Annotated in this window: 19 protein-coding genes; 9 read left to right on the plus strand and 10 right to left on the minus strand. The window is 71.2% G+C overall.

The genetic code is table 11. The annotated features are described in order from the left end of the window. Nucleotides 1-16: 16 nt before the first annotated feature. From OWR29_RS08490 to OWR29_RS08510, 5 genes are all read left to right on the plus strand, one after another. Nucleotides 17-646, plus strand: coding sequence for a phosphate signaling complex PhoU family protein (locus OWR29_RS08490; protein WP_267562004.1), 630 nt, complete (start codon nucleotides 17-19; stop codon nucleotides 644-646). After that, a complete protein-coding gene (locus tag OWR29_RS08495) occupies nucleotides 643-939 on the plus strand; it encodes a TM2 domain-containing protein (protein ID WP_267562006.1) in 297 nt (98 codons plus the stop codon). Before OWR29_RS08490 ends, OWR29_RS08495 begins: the two co-directional genes overlap by 4 nt. Nucleotides 940-1058: 119 nt before the next feature. Further along, a complete protein-coding gene (locus tag OWR29_RS08500) occupies nucleotides 1059-1274 on the plus strand; it encodes a helix-turn-helix domain-containing protein (protein ID WP_267562007.1) in 216 nt (71 codons plus the stop codon). Next, nucleotides 1264-2328 (plus strand): helix-turn-helix transcriptional regulator, encoded by a 1065-nt coding sequence (locus OWR29_RS08505; protein WP_267562008.1) that lies wholly within the window; start codon nucleotides 1264-1266, stop codon nucleotides 2326-2328. Before OWR29_RS08500 ends, OWR29_RS08505 begins: the two co-directional genes overlap by 11 nt. Next, nucleotides 2325-3437, plus strand: a complete 1113-nt coding sequence (locus OWR29_RS08510; protein ID WP_267562009.1) for a hypothetical protein — start codon at nucleotides 2325-2327, stop codon at nucleotides 3435-3437. The genes OWR29_RS08505 and OWR29_RS08510 overlap by 4 nt, the downstream gene beginning before the upstream one ends. 63 nt (nucleotides 3438-3500) lie before the next feature. Here the strand turns inward: OWR29_RS08510 and OWR29_RS08515 are convergent, their stop codons facing one another. The 4 genes from OWR29_RS08515 to OWR29_RS08530 all read right to left on the minus strand — a co-directional run bounded on the left by OWR29_RS08515 (nucleotide 3501) and on the right by OWR29_RS08530 (nucleotide 7029). After that, on the minus strand, nucleotides 3501-4154 hold the full coding sequence (locus OWR29_RS08515; protein ID WP_267562010.1) for a response regulator: 654 nt from the start codon (nucleotides 4152-4154) through the stop codon (nucleotides 3501-3503). Continuing rightward, nucleotides 4151-5305, minus strand: a complete 1155-nt coding sequence (locus OWR29_RS08520) for a sensor histidine kinase (RefSeq protein ID WP_267562011.1) — start codon at nucleotides 5303-5305, stop codon at nucleotides 4151-4153. Before OWR29_RS08520 ends, OWR29_RS08515 begins: the two co-directional genes overlap by 4 nt. Nucleotides 5306-5386: 81 nt before the next feature. After that, nucleotides 5387-6136: an ABC transporter permease gene (locus OWR29_RS08525; RefSeq protein ID WP_267562012.1), complete on the minus strand. Its 750-nt coding sequence runs from the start codon at nucleotides 6134-6136 to the stop codon at nucleotides 5387-5389. Further along, entirely contained in the window at nucleotides 6133-7029 is an 897-nt protein-coding gene (locus tag OWR29_RS08530; protein ID WP_267562013.1) for an ABC transporter ATP-binding protein, read from the minus strand. Before OWR29_RS08530 ends, OWR29_RS08525 begins: the two co-directional genes overlap by 4 nt. Before the next feature lie 110 nt (nucleotides 7030-7139). Here OWR29_RS08530 and OWR29_RS08535 point away from each other — a divergent pair, with 110 nt between their 5' ends. Continuing rightward, a complete protein-coding gene (locus tag OWR29_RS08535; RefSeq protein WP_267562014.1) occupies nucleotides 7140-7757 on the plus strand; it encodes a DUF2461 family protein in 618 nt (205 codons plus the stop codon). On the opposite strand, the gene OWR29_RS08540 is transcribed toward OWR29_RS08535, so the two are convergent. The 3 genes from OWR29_RS08540 to OWR29_RS08550 all read right to left on the minus strand — a co-directional run bounded on the left by OWR29_RS08540 (nucleotide 7750) and on the right by OWR29_RS08550 (nucleotide 9876). Continuing rightward, nucleotides 7750-8577: a GDSL-type esterase/lipase family protein gene (locus tag OWR29_RS08540; protein ID WP_267562015.1), complete on the minus strand. Its 828-nt coding sequence runs from the start codon at nucleotides 8575-8577 to the stop codon at nucleotides 7750-7752. The two genes, OWR29_RS08535 and OWR29_RS08540, sit on opposite strands and share 8 nt — an antisense overlap. Further along, nucleotides 8577-9566: an SGNH/GDSL hydrolase family protein gene (locus OWR29_RS08545; RefSeq protein WP_267562016.1), complete on the minus strand. Its 990-nt coding sequence runs from the start codon at nucleotides 9564-9566 to the stop codon at nucleotides 8577-8579. Before OWR29_RS08545 ends, OWR29_RS08540 begins: the two co-directional genes overlap by 1 nt. Nucleotides 9567-9630: 64 nt before the next feature. Continuing rightward, complete coding sequence (locus OWR29_RS08550) at nucleotides 9631-9876, minus strand: response regulator transcription factor (protein ID WP_267562017.1); 246 nt, start codon at nucleotides 9874-9876, stop codon at nucleotides 9631-9633. On the opposite strand from OWR29_RS08550, the gene OWR29_RS08555 reads away from it, so the two are divergent. Both OWR29_RS08555 and OWR29_RS08560 read left to right on the plus strand, forming a co-directional pair. Continuing rightward, entirely contained in the window at nucleotides 9860-10033 is a 174-nt protein-coding gene (locus OWR29_RS08555; protein ID WP_267562018.1) for a hypothetical protein, read from the plus strand. The genes OWR29_RS08550 and OWR29_RS08555 overlap by 17 nt on opposite strands. A 46-nt stretch (nucleotides 10034-10079) precedes the next feature. Continuing rightward, nucleotides 10080-13052, plus strand: coding sequence for an alpha-mannosidase (locus OWR29_RS08560; RefSeq protein ID WP_267562019.1), 2973 nt, complete (start codon nucleotides 10080-10082; stop codon nucleotides 13050-13052). On the opposite strand, the gene OWR29_RS08565 is transcribed toward OWR29_RS08560, so the two are convergent. Together OWR29_RS08565 and OWR29_RS08570 are read right to left on the minus strand one after the other, a co-directional pair. After that, nucleotides 13033-14736 carry a ThuA domain-containing protein gene (locus OWR29_RS08565; RefSeq protein WP_267562020.1) on the minus strand — a complete coding sequence of 568 codons (1704 nt, stop codon included), beginning with the start codon at nucleotides 14734-14736 and terminating at the stop codon, nucleotides 13033-13035. The genes OWR29_RS08560 and OWR29_RS08565 overlap by 20 nt on opposite strands. Before the next feature lie 59 nt (nucleotides 14737-14795). Beyond that, nucleotides 14796-15368 (minus strand): CGNR zinc finger domain-containing protein, encoded by a 573-nt coding sequence (locus OWR29_RS08570; RefSeq protein WP_267562021.1) that lies wholly within the window; start codon nucleotides 15366-15368, stop codon nucleotides 14796-14798. A gap of 99 nt (nucleotides 15369-15467) precedes the next feature. Here OWR29_RS08570 and OWR29_RS08575 point away from each other — a divergent pair, with 99 nt between their 5' ends. Further along, complete coding sequence (locus tag OWR29_RS08575; RefSeq protein ID WP_267562022.1) at nucleotides 15468-16388, plus strand: pyridoxamine 5'-phosphate oxidase family protein; 921 nt, start codon at nucleotides 15468-15470, stop codon at nucleotides 16386-16388. Here OWR29_RS08575 and OWR29_RS08580 read toward each other — a convergent pair. After that, complete coding sequence (locus OWR29_RS08580; RefSeq protein WP_267562023.1) at nucleotides 16345-16758, minus strand: GNAT family N-acetyltransferase; 414 nt, start codon at nucleotides 16756-16758, stop codon at nucleotides 16345-16347. The genes OWR29_RS08575 and OWR29_RS08580 overlap by 44 nt on opposite strands. Between the last annotated feature and the right edge of the window lies 1 nt (nucleotide 16759).

A 16759-nucleotide genomic window follows, 5' to 3' on the forward strand; every position in this document is an offset into this window, starting at 1 on the left:
CGGGCAGGAGCGCGGCATGCAGGACGGTTTCCATGGCGAGCTCGCTCCGGTCGGCAGCACGCTGGTCACGATGGCCCGGGCGGCGCGCGAAGCGATGCGGCAGGCCGGGGCCGCGCTGCTCGCCTCCGACCCCACGCTGGCCCAGCAGGTGACCGTCCGCGACGCCGAGATCGACGTGCTCTCCCGGGTGGTCGAGGACAGGGTGTACGACCTGGTCGGCCGGCCGAAGGCGGACAGCCAGGACGTGCGCCGGCTGATGACCGCGCTGCGGGTGGCCGCCCACCTCGAGCGCATGGGCGACCTGGCGGTGCACGTCGCCCGGGCGACGCTGCGCCGCCATCCCGCCCCCGCCGTCGCGCCCGAGCTGGCCGAGTACTTCGGTGCGATGACCACGGTCGCCGACGGCCTGGCCGGCAAGATCGTGGCCGCCCTGACCGCCGACGACGTGGTGCTGGCGGGCCAGCTCGACCAGGACGACGACGCCATGGACGAGCTGCACCGCCGCCTGTTCAGCGCCATGCTCAGCCCCGACTGGCCCCTGGGCGTCGAGGCCGCGATCGACGGCGCCCTGCTGGGCCGCTTCTACGAGCGCTACGCCGACCAGGCGGTCAACGTCGGCCACCACCTCGTCTCCTTGTGGAAATGAGCGAACTGCCCGAGTGGGAACGGCTGCGGGTGCGGCAGGCCGAGTTCGCGTACGAGTCGGTGCGCAAAGAGACTCGGGTGGCGTACACGCTGTGGCTGCTGACCGGGATCTTCGGCGGGCACCGGTTCTATCTGGGTGACACCGGGCGGTCGATCGCGATGCTGTTCACGCTGGGCGGCTGCGGGCTGTGGACCCTGGCCGACGTCTTCCTGATCGGCCGCCGGGTGCGCGCGATCAACCGCTCGCGGCGGGCCGCCGTCATGGCCCGTTACGGCATCGTCGACGCCGCCTGACCGTCACCGGCGTCGATCGATCTTGCGGGATTGCGCAATTTCTGGTCGGCGGGCGGCCCGTGTGGTTGAGTGCGGTCGGCTACATCGGACTGTGGGGGGCGTCCAGCATGGAGGAGACGATGCCGAGGATCACGCTGTCGCCGCGGGAGCGGGAGCTCGTGGCGCTGCTGTCGCGGGGTCACACCGATCAGGAGGCGGCCGTCCGCCTCGGCATCAGCCCGCGGACGGTGACCGCCCTCATCCGCGGCCTGATGGACCGCCTCGGCGTCGACAACCGGTTCCAGCTCGGGCTGGCCCTGGGAGTGCTGCGCAAGGGGCCGGCCGATGACGATTGAGGCGGCGCTCCGGATCGGCACGGCGGTGCCGTCGCTGGTGCGCTGGGGCGTCACGCCCGACGCCGACCTGGTCTATCGCACGCTGGTCACTTTCGGGCCGCACACCCGGCGCCGGCTCGGCGTGGAGTTGTCGATGCCGGCCCGCCGGGTCGACGCCGCGCTGGCCGAGCTGCGGGAGGCCGGCTCGGCGACGGTGGACGGCGACGTGTGGTCGGCTTCCACACCGGCGGCGGCCGTGGCCGGGCTGCGCCGTCGCCGCCTGCGCCTGCTCGACCCGAGCGCCGTGGCCGTGTCGCATCGCCTGGTCGTCGACGGTCTGCGGGCGCGGCTGGGGGCGCTGGCCCTGCCGGTGCCGGCGTTCGGCGGGCAGCTGACCGACCAGGTGCGTTACCTGCCGACCCGCGAGCTGACCCGCCTGCGCTACGCCGAGCTGCTGCGCGGGCGCCGGGAAACCCTCACGATCAACCCGGAGCAGGCGTTCGACGCCGAGTCGGCGCGCACCGGGGCCGCCTTCGACCAGCAGCTGATCGCCCAGGCCACCCGGATGCGGGTGCTCGGCGTGCCGCCGGCCGACCGCGACGCGTTCAGCCCGCAGGAGGCGCACCACCCGGCCTATCAGGTGCGGGAGTCGCTGGCCGTGCCGCTCAAGCTGATCCTGCTCGACCGCTCGGTGGCGCTGGTGCCGGCCGACCCCGAGCGCATCGAGCGCGGGTACGTCGAGGTGAGCCACCCGCAGGTGGTGCGGGCGCTGGCCGACCTCTTCGAGAAGCACTGGTCCGAGGGCAGCGACCCCAACGTCGGGGCCGTCGAGCCGATCCGGCTGACGCCGCAGGAGCAGGCCGTCGTCGACCTGCTCGCGCTCGGGCACACCGACACCACGACCGCCGCCCGGCTGCGGATCAGCGCCCGGTCGGTCACCAACATCCTGCGCCGGCTCATGGACCGGCTCGGTGTGGAGAACAGGTTCCAGCTCGGCCTCGCCCTCGGGGCCATGTCCGCCGCCACTCCGCCGCATCTGCTCGGTGCGGCTTCCGATCAGGACAAAGCCTCATGATGAAACGTCTTCTGGCCGCCGTGCTGGCGGGCCTGGCCGTGGCGGCGCTCGCCGCGACGGCGCCGGTCGCGGCCGCTGCCGCGGACGACCCGTGGCCGTACCCGCAGGCCTGCGCCACCGTGACCCTGGACAGCGCCCGCGGCGTCTACCGCCCCGAATCCACGTGGTGGGAGCCGTGGTTCGACGCCACCCTGCGCGGCCGGTCGAAGCCGTGCCGCACCGGCGGCGGCCCCACCGCCCTGGCTGTCACGCAGTACCACGTACGGGACGGGGTCACCGTGGCCTCGATGAGCACGCCGTGGCTGGCCGCCGCCTCGGGTACGACGTCGTTCTCCCGGTTCGGCCGGATCGAGCCCGACGTGGCCGCCCTCTGTGTCAGCACCGGCCTGATCCGGCAGGGCGACGAGGTGCGGGCGCGCAACGCCGTCTGCGTGCGGCCGCACCGCGACGGCGCCGACCACCTGGTCACCACGTTCCCGCCGGTCGCGCTGACCGACGCTCTCGTCACCGCGCCACTGAGCACCTATCCCACCGGTGCCCCAGCCACCGGGCCCCTGTGCGCGGTCGACTGCCTGGTCTCGCCCTTCACGACCGACCCGGCCGGGCCGCCGCGCACCACCAAAGACACCCCGATCAGCGATCCGGTGATCTCGCTCGAGCCGTACGAGCCGATCTGTCACAGCCTCACGGTCAAGGACACGTTCGCCGGCCCGTCGGACGAGAACGTCAACGGCTTCGACGTCTGGATGGCGGTGGACGTCGGCTTCTGCGACGCCGGCAACCGGATGCCGTCGCTGAACGCCGTCCGCTACTGGCCGGACCGGGGCGTCGTCATGCCGTGGTGGGACCTCGGCCAGTACCCGCTGGAAAAGGGCGCCCAGGTCAACGAGAAGACCGTCGCGATCTGCGTGACCTCGGGGATGCGGCAGCGCGGTGCGGCCCTCTACGGCGTGCACGACAAGTGCTGGCGCATCAGCAAGTCGCAGCCCGACCGCTACCAGCTCGTGCCGATCAGCACCCGGGACCCGCGGGTGACCAAGCCGCTGATGAGCAACATCCCGGTTCCGGATCCGGAGTACCCGCCGGGCGTCTGCGCGTCCTGCCTCTGATCTTTGCTCGCAACGGGGGAAGACGGGCAGTCGCTCTCCGGCGGCTGCCCGTCTTTGGCGCGTTCAGCGCGGCTGGACCAGACCGTTGTCGTACGCGTAAATGACCGCCTGAATGCGGTCGCGGGCGCCGATCTTGGCCAGCACCCGGCCGACGTGTTTCTTCACGGTCGACTCGGTGAGCACGAAGCGTTCGGCGATCTCGGCGTTGGTCGCGCCCTGCCCGATCGCCTCCAGCACCTCGCGTTCCCGCTCGCTCAGGGTGGCCAGGCGCGGATCGGCCGGGGCGACGGCTTTCGCATCGTGCAGGTACGCGTCCATCAGCTTGCGGGTCAGGCTGGGCGCCACCACCGAGTCGCCACTGGCCACGGCCCGGATGCCGGCGATCAGCTCCTCGGGGCGGGCGTCCTTGAGCAGGAAGCCGCTCGCCCCGGCGCGCAGCCCGGCGTACACGTACTCGTCCAGGTCGAACGTGGTCAGGATCAGCACGTGGGTGCGCGGACCGGCCGCGGTGATCCGCCGGGTGGCCTCGATGCCGTCCATGCCGGGCATGCGCACGTCCATGAGCACCACGTCGGGCCGGGTCTGGTCGGCCATCCGCACCGCTTCGGCCCCGGCCGACGCCTCGCCGACCACGACCATGCCGGGCGTGCCGTCGAGCAGCATCTTGAAACCCAGGCGCTGCAACGGCTGGTCGTCGGCGATCAGCACAGTGGTCATGCGGGCTCCTTCAGGACGACGTCCACGAGCCAGCCGTGGTCGGCCGGCCCGGCGCTCACCACGCCGCCGTACATCGCGGCGCGCTCCCGCATGCCGACCAGGCCGTGGTTGGGGGCGGCCGGAAGGCCGCGGCCGTTGTCTCGGACCCGGACCCGCACCTCGCCTCCGGACGCAGCCAGGGTGACCTCGGCCGCCGCCCCGGGCCCGGCGTGCTTGAGGGTGTTGGTCAGCGCCTCCTGCACGATCCGGTAGACCGCGAGCTGCACACCCCGGCCGAGCGCCTGCAGCTCACCCGAGGTGGAGTAGGTGACCGGCAGCCCGGCCGCCCGCACGCTCGGCAGCAACCGGTCGAGGTCGTCGATGCCGGGCTGCGGGGCGAGCTGCGGATCGGCGTCCTCCTCGCGCAGCACGCCGACCACTCGGCGCAGCTCGGCCAGCGCCTGCCGGCCGGTGTCCCCGATCAGCCGCAGCGGCTCGGCGGTCTGTTCCTCCCGGGCCGTCGCGAGTGCGGCGCCACCGTCGGCCAGGCCCACGATCACCGACACGTGGTGGCCGACGATGTCGTGCATCTCGCGGGCCACCCGGGCCCTCTCCTCGGCCACGGCGAGGCGGGCCCGCTGGTCGCGTTCGACCTCAAGGCGTTCGGCGCGGTCCTCGAGGGCGATCAGGTACGCCCGCCGGGTGCGCACCGCGACGCCGGACGCCACCGCGGCCGCCGACGTGCCGATCACCAGGAACAGCGTGATCGTGCGGTTCCCGGTCACCGGGTTGAGCCAGTAGATCTCGCTGATCAGCAGGGCCAGGGTGATCACGGAGGCCCAGGACAGCGCCCGCCACGAAGCGCGGGAGGCCACCCCGAACAGCATCACCAGGATGACCACGCCGGCGTTGACGCTGACGTCGAGCAGGGCCTGGATGGTCTCGATGACCGCGACGGCCAGGAAAGCCGGGAACGCGTGCCGCCGCCGCCAGTACAGCGGCGGCAGGAACGTCAGGGTCGCGATCGTGGCCGGGACGGGGTCCTCGATCAGGTTCGGGATGCTGAACAGCACGAACGGGATGGCGACCAGGGTGTCCATCACCCACGGGCGGCGCCGGTCGAACGCGCGCACCCGCGCCTGCCGGTCGACCAGCCATCCCTGCGTGCTCATCCGATCATTCTCCCCTGCCAAGACTCACGCGCCGGTCTTCTCGAGCCGGCCGGCCACAGCTTTACGCGCCCTTACGCGCCTTTACGCGTCGGTCTTCTTGAGGCGGTACGCCGCCGCGGCCAACGCGACCACGACGTAGCCGGCGAAGACCGCGAGCCCGGTCCACGGGGCCAGCGAGCCGTCGGCCTGGGTCAGCGTCATGACCGCGTTGCCCGCGTTGCTGGGCAGGTACGGGCCGACCGGGTCCGAGATCGAGTCGGGCAGCAGCGCGACCAGGCCGGGCAGGATCAGCAGCACGCCGGCCAGGATCGCGATCGCTCCCGCGCTGGAGCGTACGAGCATGCCGAGGGCGACGCCGAGCACCGCGACCAGCCCCAGATAGAGGCCGGCGCCGAACAGCGTCCGCAGCACGCCGTCGTCGCCCAGGCCCAGCGCGGCCACGCCGTCGTTGAGCACGGCCGACCCCAGCGCGAACGCGCCGAACGCGCCGGCGGTCATCACGACCAGGGCGGCCAGCCCGGCCACGAGGCTCTTCGACCACAGCACCGGAAGCCGCCGGGGCACCGCGGCCAGGGTGGCCCGGATCATGCCGGTCGTGTACTCGCTCGCCCCGAGCAGCGCGCCCAGCACGCCCACGGTCAGCGCGGCCAGGATGCTGCCGGACAACGCCAGGTCGACGGCCGAGAGGCTGTCGCCCGAGAACGAGGCCGACGCGATCACGCCGAAGGCGATCAGCAGCAGCACCGAGATGCCGGTGGTGATCCAGGTGGAGCGCAGGGAGGAGAACTTGGTCCATTCGGCGGCGACGACGCCACCAGGGGTGATCTTCATCGGGAGGCCTCGTATTCGACGGCGTGGCGGGTCAGGTCCATGAACGCCTCTTCCAGCGAGGCGTTCTGCGGGGTGAGCTCGAACAGCGGGATGCCGCGGGTGGCCGCGGCCAGCCCGATCTCGCGGGCGCTGCGCCCGGTGACGAACAGCTCCTCGGCGCCGGTCGAGGTGACCGTGACGCCGGCGGCCGCGATGGCCGTGCGCAGCGCGTCGGGAGCGGCGGTGACGACCCGTACGCCCTCGGCGGTGACGAAGTCGGCCACCGTGGTGTCGGCCAGCAGCTTGCCCCGGCCCACGATGACCAGGTGGTCGGCGACCAGCGAGACCTCGCTCATGAGGTGCGACGAGAGCATCACGGTGCGGCCCTCGGCGGCCAGGCCGGCCAGCAGGTTGCGCACCCACAGCACGCCCTCGGGGTCGAGGCCGTTGACCGGCTCGTCCAGCATCACCACGGCCGGGTCGCCGAGCAGGGCGGCCGCGATGCCCAGGCGCTGGCCCATGCCGAGCGAGAACGCGCCGACCCGCTTGTGCGCGACGGCGGTGAGGCCGGCCAGGGCCAGCACCTCGTCGACCCGGGAGCGGGGGATGCCGTGCGTGCGGGCCAGGGCGAGCAGGTGGCTGACCGCCGTACGCCCGGGGTGCACCGCCTTGGCCTCGAGCAGCACGCCGATCTCGTGCAGCGGGGCCTTGGACGACGCGTACGGCTTGCCGTTGACCAGCACGTCGCCCGAGTTCGGGGCGTCGAGGCCGACGATCATGCGCATGGTGGTCGACTTGCCCGCGCCGTTGGGGCCGAGGAAGCCGGTGACCTGACCGGGCTTCGCGGTGAACGACAGGTGGTCGACGACCGTCTTCGCGCCGTACCGCTTGGTTAATTCGCGTACCTGAATCATGTCTACGACGCTAGATTTCCGGGCCGCCAAGATCGTGGTACCGCGGTCGCCACTTCCCGGACGCCGGTGGTACCTGAGTACCACCGCCGGCGGTGCTAGCGTCCACCACCGTGCCCAGGCATTTCACCGGATGGCCGGAAGCCGCGTTCCAGGTGTTGCTCCGCCTCGAGGGGGAGCCGTCGCCCGAGGTGATGCGCGCGCTCCGCAAAGACCGCGAGGAACTGGTCCGGCAGCCGATGGTCGCGCTGCTCGACGACCTGGCCTGGGCCGATCCGGCATTCGAGGATCACGCGGTTTGGCGGTACGCCAAGACGCCCGGCCCGTGGCAGACCCAGTCGGCCCTCGTGCGCCTCGCCCGCAACGTCGAGATCAGCCTGCGTTTCAACCTGGACGGCCTCCACGTGAAGGGCGCGTGGTGGTACGGCACCCCGGATCAGATCCGCCGGTTCCGGGCCGCCGTCGCCGCCGACCCGGCCCTCGAGGGCATGCTGGCCGACCTGCGTGGCCGGGGCTACGAGATCACCGGCGACGTCATGAAGCGCGTGCCCCGCGACTATCCCGCCGACCACCCGCGGGCCGGCCTGCTCCGCCACCGCTCGCTGCTGGCGATCCGCACGCTGGGCGCCGACGACTGGCTACGGACCCCGGCCGCCGTCGACGCCGTGCTGGCCGCCCACAAAGACCTGAGCCCGTTGCTCACCTGGCTGACCGTCCACGTCGCTACTTGAGGTAGGCCGCGAGCGGCAGGTTCTGCTCGCGCAGCGCGGTGGCGATGACGCCCGCGATCTGCCGCGCGCCGGCCGCCTCGAAGTGGGTGTGGTCGTTGCAGAAGAAGGCGCCGACCGCACCCGCGGTGTAGTCGCCGTTGTTGGGGCACAGCCGGAGCGAGTTGTACAAGGACACGCTGCGCGAGTGCAGATCGATGACCGGTACGCCGTTGGCTGTCGCGGCGTCCTTCGTCTCGGTGACGAAGCCGCGGTTGCCGACGGCCGTGCCGCCGCTGCAGGTGATCGCCGCCACGGGCGTGACGAAGATCGGTCGTACGCCGCGGGCCTTCGCCGCCGAGGCCATGACGCCGAGCAGTTCCTTGAAGCGGGCGCTGCCGACGTGCCGGGGGCAGGCCGAGGTGCCGTCGTTGATGCCGAACTGGACGACGAGGTAGTCGCCGGATCGGAAGCCGTTCAGCATCGTGGTCCAGCGGGAGCTGTATGCCGTGGAACTGAGGGCGCACTCGCCGGCCGCGTTCTTGGTCGAGGTCACGTTGCCCTCGTAGAGCCAGGTCTGGATGCTGCGGCCACCGACGGCGCTGTTCCGCACGGTGACGTCCGCGGTGAAGTACGGCGCGAATTGGCTGCCCCAGCCGATCGGGCACGCACTGGCGTTGGCCATCGTGGAGTCCCCGGCCATCCACACCGTGACGGCGGCGGCCGCTGCGGGGCTCGGATCGGCGGCGCTGCACACGGGGGCGGCCGCCTGCGCGGGCGCGGTGGGAACGCCCAGGCCGAAAGCGGCGACGGCCAGAATCAGGGCTGCTCGCAGAGTCTTCATCACAGCGCTCCGAGGATCGGGGCCAGCCGGTCGGCCACGGCCTGATGACCCTTGTCGTTGGGGTGGACCGAGTCGCTGAGGCCGTCGGCCGGCAGCCAGCCGGTCGTGTCCACGTACGAGACGGCGGTGTCACCGGCGGCGTTGCGTGCCTGGACAGCCGCTCGCGTCTCGCCGGCGTAGCGGCCGATGAACGTACGAAGGGCGAAGATCTTGGCATTCGGGAACTTCGACCGGACGCGGCTGAGGAAGGCGGCGTACTTGGCCTGGAAGTCGGGTCCGCTCACGCCGTGACTCTTGTCGTTGGTGCCGAGGTTGATGACCACGGCGTCGGCCCGGTAGCGGGTGAAGTCCCACTGGTCGGCGCCGGCCTGCCCGCCGCTGCTCATCCAGTAGCGCGTCTCGTGGGCCCAGCACCCGTCGGCCGTCTCGGACAGGCACATGCCGCCGATGGCGATCTGGGTGTGGTCGTAGCCCAGCTTCTCGCCCGCCTTGAACGCGTAGTCGGTCACGGCCAGCTGGCTGCTCGTGGCGCCGGCCGTGATCGAGTCGCCGACGAACTCGACCAGCTTGGGCCGGGCCGGCGCCTTGAACGTGGTCGCGCCGGCATCGAGGGTGAGGCCCTGGAAGACGGCGTCGCCGGTGTACGAGCCGGCCACCTGGCGATAGCTCACGATCAGCGTGTGGTTGCCCGCGGCCAGCACCGCCGGCGTCAGGTTGATCGTGCCGGAACCCTTGAAGGCCGTGAACGGCTTGCCGTCGATGCTCGCCCACAGGTCGACAGTGTTGCGTTGCTTGAGCTTGACGGTCCGGCCGGTGAAACCGACCCGCAGATAGGCGCCGGCCCAGTAGGGGACGTAGGCGGCAGGGTTCGACTTGTTCCAGCGTCCGACGAAGCTGACGTTGCCATCGTCGGCTGCCGCCCGAGCCGGCGCCGGCGGTGCGAGACCCAGCAGCACCGTCAAGGTGATCACCGCAGCTCGTCGCCTCATCGGTTCCTCCTCGTTCCGGGAGCGCTCCCAAGCGTCCGTATCGTCCGCCTCCTATTGATAGATGTCAATCAATGGCGGCCGAGGCCGGCCTCGCGCCGCGGACTATGGCCTGGGCCCGGTTGGGCACGTGCAGCTTGGTGAAGACCATCGAGACGAGGTTGCGAACGGTCTTCTCGGACAGGAAAAGACACTCGGCGATGTCGGAGTTGGAGCGCCCGGCCGCCATCTGGTCCAGCACCTCGAACTCGCGGCCGGTCAGCTCGGGGAACGGCCGGCCGGCGGCGCCGTGGTGGGTGCCGGCGCTGAACATCGCGGCCGCGGCCGGCGACTTCGCGATCCCGGACGGCGCGCCGCAGCTGGTCAAGTCGGCCGGGATCACCCTGTTCCTGATCTGGAGCGTGGCGCTGGCGGTCGCGCTCCACGGGACCTCGGCCCGCGTGCCGATGCCGGAGGAAATGGCACGCTGAGCGGAAGAGCGCGACACCGGGCGCCGCCCCGACCACAGGAGTGCCGATGCATGACACCGCCGCTGCCATCGAAGCCCGCGTCGAGCGGTTCGTCCGGGACCACCTGCGGCCCGCTCTCGAGCGGCGGCGGCATCCGCTCGAGGTGACGGTGTGGGAGGCGCCGGGTGAGCCGGTCGCGTTCGCCGAGGCCGTACGGCAGGAGTACACCCCGATCACCCCGGGCACGGCCTGGAGCCGGCCGTGGGGCACCGCCTGGTTCCACGTCACCGGGGCGACACCGGCCGGGTGGGGTGGCCCGGGAACCGTCCTGGAAATGGTGGTTGACCTTGGATTCTCGACCGCGACGGCCGGGTTTCAGGCCGAGGGGCTGGTGTATCGGCCCGACGGCGGGATCGTCAAGGGCCTCGAGCCGCTGAACGACCGGGTCGCCGTCGAGGCCGGCCCGGTCGACTTCTTCGTCGAGGGCGCGTCCAACCCCGACATCTCCGTGGCGACGCCGACGCCGCTGGGCGATCCGGCCACCGCGGGCGCCGAGCCGATTTACACCCTGCGCCGCATCGAGATCGTCGAGCGAGACGTCACCGTCTACCACCTGATCCAGGACTATTGGACGCTGATCGGGCTGATGCGGGAGCTCGACGCGTCGCTGCCCCGGCGGGCCGACATCTTGCGGGCGCTCGAGCGGATGTGCGATGCCGTGGACCCCGACCGAGTCGCCGAGACAGCCACGTACGGAAGGAAAGCCCTGGCCGACGCGCTGGCGTCACCCGCCTTCCCCAGCTCGCATCGGGTCGTCGCCGTCGGGCACGCGCACATCGACTCGGCCTGGCTGTGGCCGACCCGCGAGACGATCCGCAAGTGCGCCCGCACCTTCTCGAACGTGCTGGCGCTGATGGACGAGTATCCCGACTTCGTCTTCGCCTGCTCCAGCGCCCAGCAGTACGCCTGGATGAAGGAGCACTACCCGGCGTTGTTCGAGCGAATTCGCGTACGCGTGGCGGAGGGCCGCTTCGTGCCGGTGGGCGGCATGTGGGTCGAGTCCGACACGAACATGCCGGGCGGCGAGGCGCTGGCCCGTCAATTCGTACACGGGAAAGGGTTCTTCCTGCGCGAGTTCGGGTTCGAGCCGGACGAGGTGTGGCTGCCCGACTCGTTCGGCTACAGCGCGGCCCTGCCCCAGATCGTGCGCGCGGCCGGCTCGCACTCGTTCCTGACCCAGAAGATCTCGTGGAGCGAGACCAACCGGATGCCGCACCACACGTTCTGGTGGGAGGGCATCGACGGCAGCCGGGTCTTCACCCACTTCCCGCCGGTCGACACGTACAACTCCGACCTGTCCGGCGCCGACCTGGCCCGGGCCCAGCGGCAGTACGCCGAGAGCGCGCTGGGCAGCGTCTCGCTGGCGCCGTTCGGGTTCGGCGACGGCGGTGGCGGGCCCACGCGCGAGATGCTCGAGGCCGCCGAGCGGACAAAGTCGCTGGAGGGCTCGCCGCGGGTCTCGCTGGGCACGCCGCAGCAGTTCTTCGCGGATGCATTGGCCGATCATCCGGCCCCGGCCACCTGGTCGGGCGAGATGTACCTCGAGTTGCACCGCGGCACCTACACCTCGCAGGCCAAGACGAAGCAGGGCAACCGGCGCAGCGAGCATCTGCTGCGCGAGGCCGAGTTGTGGTGGGCCACCGCGGCTTGGCGGGGGCTCGGTGATTACCCGTTTGATGAGTTGGAGGCGGCCTGGCGCACCGTGCTGCTCCAGCAGTTCCACGACATCCTGCCCGGCTCGTCGATCGCCTGGGTGCATCAGGAAGCCGAGCGCAACTACGCTTTATTGGCCGGGACGCTCGGCGACCTCGTCGCACGGGCGCAGCAGGTGCTCGCCGGTTCCGGCAGCACGCCGATCCTCTTCAACGCCGCGCCGGTGCCGGCGGCGGGTGTTCCGCCGCTCGGTGCGGCCCCGCTTACTCCGCCGGCCTGGACCGCGCCGGTGGATCGGGTCCTCGACAACGGCTTGGTGCGGGCCGTCTTCGACGGCGCGGGCCTGCTGGTGTCGTTCGTCTGCGACGAGCGCGAGCTGATCGCCGAGGGACAGGCGGCGGCGCTGCTGCAGGTGTTCCGCGACCTGCCCAACCGCTGGGAGGCGTGGGACATCGACGCCCATTACCAGCGCAACGTCACCGAACTACGGTCGGCCGATTCGGTGGAAGAGAGCCCGGACGCGCTGGTGGTGCGCCGCTCCTACCAGGGTTCCACCTTCGTCCAGACGTTCCGGCTCGCCGAGGGGTCGACCCAGCTCGACATCGAGACCCGGATCGACTGGCACGAGCGGCAGAAGCTGCTCAAGCTCGCCTTCCCGCTGGCCGTGCACGCCGACCGGGCGACCTCCGAGATCCAGTTCGGCCACGTGCACCGGCCCACCCACGCCAACACGTCGTGGGACTCGGCCCGCTTCGAGACCGTGGCCCACCGCTGGGTGCACGTGGGCGAGCCCGGCTTCGGGGTGGCGGTGGCCAACGACTCCTCCTACGGCCACGACATCACCCGCCGCTGGACCGACGGCGGCACGACCTACACCCAGGTGCGGCAGTCGCTGCTGCGCGCGCCCCGCTATCCCGACCCGAGCGCCGACCAGGGCGAACACGTCCTGCGTACGTCTCTCGGCCCGGCGCCGACGGTGCTCGAGGCACTCGACAGCGGCTACCGGCTCAATCTGCCCACCCGCACGGTGACAGGCGGTGAGGCCGTGGTGCCGCTGGTCACCGTGTCGTCGCCCGCGGTCGTGGTGGAGGCGGTCAAACTGGCCGAGGACCGGTCGGGCGATCTGATCGTGCGGCTCTACGAGGCGCAGGGTGGGCGGGCCCGCGCTCGGATCGCGGTCACTGGTCCAGCCGCCGAGGCCTGGACGACCGACCTGCTGGAACGCCGCCACGACGGTTCCCGCGACTGGCCGGCCGGCGCGCCTATTCACGTTACGTTCCGCCCGTTCGAGATCGTGACGCTGCGCCTCAAGGGCCGTACACGTTGAGGTCGATGAGCGAATAGCCCCACTGGGTGGCTCGCTGAGTGCCCAGGACACGCAGGAAACGGCCGGCGCCGGCCACGGAGATGTCGTCGACGCCGCCGTTCCCGGTGGTGGTGGCGTAGATGGTGGTCCAGGCGCGGCCGGTGTCCGAGGTCTGGATCTGGTACGCCTTGGCGTAGGCGGCTTCCCAGGTCAGCCGGACCCGGGTGATGGCCTGCCGGCGGCCCAGGTCAAGGCGGAGCCACTGCGGGTCGGCGTAGGCGCTGCCCCAGCGGGTGCCGGGGTCGCCGTCGGTGGCGTTCGCGGCCAGATGCAGGCTGCCCGGTTCCACACTGGACGCGACACCGCGTACGCCATGAGCCAGATCGACCCCCGGCGGGCCGTCCGTCTTCACGCGGATGTTGCGATAGCTGATGTCCAGGCCCGCGCCGTCGTTCTGCACGCCGATGTAGCCGTTGGCGATGTTCCGGTTGCTGACGTAGTCGTTGACCTTCACGCCGTTGAGCCAGATCTCGACCCGCTGGCCGTGAACCCCGATCTCGTACGTGTTCCACGCGCCGGGCGGGTTCAGCGCGGCATCACGCAACGCGGCATCCGGCGCGGCGAAGCTGTACACGCTGCCGGTGGTGCGCGACGGGTCGGCGTCGGTGGCGTCGATCTGGATCTCGTGCCCCAGGTCGACCGGCTTCCACGGGTCGCCCTGCGGATCGGGGAAGCCGATGAACACGCCGCCGTTGTCGTCGCCCGGCATCATCCAGTCGAGCTTCAGCGAGTAGTTCTCGAAGGTGCGCACGGGATACCACAGCAGGCCCATGCCGCCCTGCGAGCTGATCGTGCCGTCGGTCAGCGTGAAGCCGCCCGGCCCGGCCTGCCGCCAATGGTCAAGGCTGGCCTGGGTGCCGTCGAAGAGGGGCGTGTAGCCGCTCTCGGGCCGGCAGTCGGCGGGCCGGTTGCCCGATGCGACCTGAATGCCGCCCAGCAGCTGCCGGCGAAAAAGCGGTTCCGCGTACGACTCATCGGTGTGGCCGAGGCCGGTGTACCAGGCCCGCCCGCTCCCGACGTTCTTGCACCACGTGATCGGATGATCTGAGCCCATGGTGCCGCCCGAGTAGGAGCTCTCGTCGAGCGTGGCCAGAACCTTGGCCGCCGAGCGGGGATTGGTGCGGTAGTTGTACCACTCGTCGTAGCGCGACCAGTTCTGCGGCAGGTGTGCGGTGGAGGCATTGCCGCGGTCTTCGACGTGGACGGTTGCGGTCTGGTTGGCCGGGTGCGAATGGAAGTACGCGCCGACCAGATCCTCGTACCACGGCCAGTCGTACTCGGTGTCGGCCGCGGCGTGCACACCGGCGAAGCCGCCGCCATTTTCGACGTACGACTCGAAAGCCGTCTGCTGGGCCGGATCGAGCACGTCGCCGGTGGTCGACAGGAAGACCACGGCGTCGTAGCGGGCCAGGTTGGCCGGGGTGAACTGGCCGGCGTCCTCGGTGGCGGTGACGGCGAAACCGTTGGCCGCGCCCAGTTCCCGGATCGCGGCGATGCCGGCGGGGATGGATCCGTGGCGGAAGCCGGCGGTCTTGGAGAAGACCAGAATCTCGGTGAGCGGCTCGGCGGCGACGGCCGGTGGGGCCGGGGCGGCCAGGGAGGCGACGGTCAGCAAAAGGCAGGCGGCAGCCTTGTTCCAGCGCATGCAGTGCTCCTACTAGTGGGGGCTGTCGGAGTCCTGGGTGCGCCCTAGTCAATCACGATTCATCGATGTGTGGGGTCCTCCTTCGGCTGGTGCTGACGGGCGTAGTGGCTGCGGTACTTGGCCCGGTTGCCGCACGTGGCCATCGAGCACCAGCGGCGGGCGCCGGCCTTCGAGACGTCGTAGAAGCGCAGCGGGCACTCGGGGTTGGCGCACTTGCGGATGCGGTCGGGCTTCTCTTCGAGCAGCCGCAGGTAGTGCTCGGCCGCCCGCCAGGCCGCGATCCAGTCGGGGGAGTCGGTCTCGATCGGGCTCTGCGGGCCGTCCTCGGTGAGCACCCGCCGGACGTGACCGTGGCCAAGAGTCTCGTTGAGCATGTCGCGGGCCCGGGCCGGCTCGGTCGTTCCGGGCTGCACAAGGGCGAACAGCGCGGCCCGGGTCGCGATGAGGGCGTCGCGGGCACCGGGCGAGTCCGGGGCGATCCCGGCCAGGCCGGCCGAGTTCAGCCAGATGGCCAGGCCGTCGGGCCTGTCGAACAGGTCGTAGGCGCCGTCGTCGTCGGACCACCGGGTGTTCAGCAGATCCAGCGGCAGGGGCTCGCCGATCAGGGGGCGGGGGTCCGCGTGTGTGCTCATCCACCCATCCTAACCGGTAAAACGACGTTGCCAGGTTGCGCGACCTGGGTCTAACCACTAAAGTACGTTTCACTGGTTAAGTGATGAGGAGGGGCGGTCATGTCGGTCTACCACCGCGGCGAACTGACGGCGCAGAAGCGGGCCGGGCTGCTCGACGAGGCCGCGCACGTGTCGGCGCTGATCAGCCGCCGGATGCCCCGCGGCGCCGTGATGTTCCTGGCCGAGCAGCCGATGCTGGTGCTCGGCGCGGCCGACGGCGCCGGCGCCATGTGGGTCACGATGCTGACCGGCGACCCCGGATTCATCCGGGTCACCGGCCCGTCGACGATCAGCGTGGCCGCCGTGCCCACGGCCGGTGATCCGCTGCGCCCGGTGCTCGACGGCCCGGCCCGGGTCGGCCTGATCGCCATCGAGCCCGGCACCCGCCGCCGCGTCCGGATGAACGGCACCGCCCGCCCCTCGGCCGACGGCCTGCGGATCGACCTCGACCAGATCTACGGCAACTGCCCGAAGTACATCCAGAAGCGGGTGCCGGTGGCGGTCGCGGCCAGCCCGAGCCCGCCCCGGCACGGCAGCGAGCTGTCGGCCGAGGAGATGGGCTTCGCCAGCGTCACCGACACGTTCTTCATCGCCACCGCCGACCCCGACGGCAACGCCGACGCCTCACATCGCGGCGGCAACCCCGGCTTCCTGCGCGTGCTCAGCCCGACCCGCCTGCGCTGGCCCGACTACGTCGGCAACTCGATGTTCAACACGTTCGGCAACCTCGAACTCAACCCCCGCGCCGGCCTGCTGTTGCCCGACTGGTGGACCGGCACGATGCTGCACCTGACCGGCACCGCCGTCGTCGACTGGGATACCGACGCCGAACTCGAGGCCCCCGGAGCCCAGCGCCTGGTCGACTTCACCGTCGAGCGAGTGGTCCGCATCGACAACGCCTCCCCGCTGCGCTGGACCGAACCCGAGTTCTCCCGCTTCAACCCGCCGGTTCCCACAGCAGGATCTGGCGGTGGTGGGTGAAGCCGTTCCGCAGGTAGAAGTCGACGGCTCGGCGGCCGGAGTGGACGGTCACGTGCTGCAGCGATCGGGCGCGAGCTTCGGCCAGGATAGCCGCCATCAGCGCGCTGCCGACTCCCTGGTTGCGATGTTCCTCGCGGACCATCACCGACTGCACGTCGCCGTAACGGCGGTTGAACGAGCCGGGACCTGGGTGGCGTTCGGCGATGTGCAGCCAGGCGCAGCCGGCCACCGAACCGTCCCGGTCGGCCACGAAAGCCAGGTGGGTCTCGGCGTGGGCGGTCACCCATTGCGCGTACGTGTCGTAGTCGGCCTGGTTGATTTCGCGGAGCTCGGCCAGGGCGGGCACGTCGGCGTCGGTCGCCCGGCGCACT

Origin of the sequence: Paractinoplanes pyxinae (assembly GCF_026626335.1) — a bacterium.
Classification (GTDB): Bacteria; Actinomycetota; Actinomycetes; order Mycobacteriales; family Micromonosporaceae; genus Actinoplanes; species Actinoplanes pyxinae.

Coding starts and splice junctions, on each gene's coding strand:
- OWR29_RS08490 (WP_267562004.1), top strand. CDS start 17: ATGCAGGACGGTTTCCATGGCGAGCTCGCTCCGGTCGGCAGCACGCTG.
- OWR29_RS08495 (WP_267562006.1), top strand. CDS start 643: ATGAGCGAACTGCCCGAGTGGGAACGGCTGCGGGTGCGGCAGGCCGAG.
- OWR29_RS08500 (WP_267562007.1), top strand. CDS start 1,059: ATGCCGAGGATCACGCTGTCGCCGCGGGAGCGGGAGCTCGTGGCGCTG.
- OWR29_RS08505 (WP_267562008.1), top strand. CDS start 1,264: ATGACGATTGAGGCGGCGCTCCGGATCGGCACGGCGGTGCCGTCGCTG.
- OWR29_RS08510 (WP_267562009.1), top strand. CDS start 2,325: ATGATGAAACGTCTTCTGGCCGCCGTGCTGGCGGGCCTGGCCGTGGCG.
- OWR29_RS08515 (WP_267562010.1), bottom strand. CDS start 4,154: ATGACCACTGTGCTGATCGCCGACGACCAGCCGTTGCAGCGCCTGGGT.
- OWR29_RS08520 (WP_267562011.1), bottom strand. CDS start 5,305: ATGAGCACGCAGGGATGGCTGGTCGACCGGCAGGCGCGGGTGCGCGCG.
- OWR29_RS08525 (WP_267562012.1), bottom strand. CDS start 6,136: ATGAAGATCACCCCTGGTGGCGTCGTCGCCGCCGAATGGACCAAGTTC.
- OWR29_RS08530 (WP_267562013.1), bottom strand. CDS start 7,029: ATGATTCAGGTACGCGAATTAACCAAGCGGTACGGCGCGAAGACGGTC.
- OWR29_RS08540 (WP_267562015.1), bottom strand. CDS start 8,577: ATGAAGACTCTGCGAGCAGCCCTGATTCTGGCCGTCGCCGCTTTCGGC.
- OWR29_RS08545 (WP_267562016.1), bottom strand. CDS start 9,566: ATGAGGCGACGAGCTGCGGTGATCACCTTGACGGTGCTGCTGGGTCTC.
- OWR29_RS08550 (WP_267562017.1), bottom strand. CDS start 9,876: ATGTTCAGCGCCGGCACCCACCACGGCGCCGCCGGCCGGCCGTTCCCC.
- OWR29_RS08560 (WP_267562019.1), top strand. CDS start 10,080: ATGCATGACACCGCCGCTGCCATCGAAGCCCGCGTCGAGCGGTTCGTC.
- OWR29_RS08565 (WP_267562020.1), bottom strand. CDS start 14,736: ATGCGCTGGAACAAGGCTGCCGCCTGCCTTTTGCTGACCGTCGCCTCC.
- OWR29_RS08570 (WP_267562021.1), bottom strand. CDS start 15,368: ATGAGCACACACGCGGACCCCCGCCCCCTGATCGGCGAGCCCCTGCCG.
- OWR29_RS08575 (WP_267562022.1), top strand. CDS start 15,468: ATGTCGGTCTACCACCGCGGCGAACTGACGGCGCAGAAGCGGGCCGGG.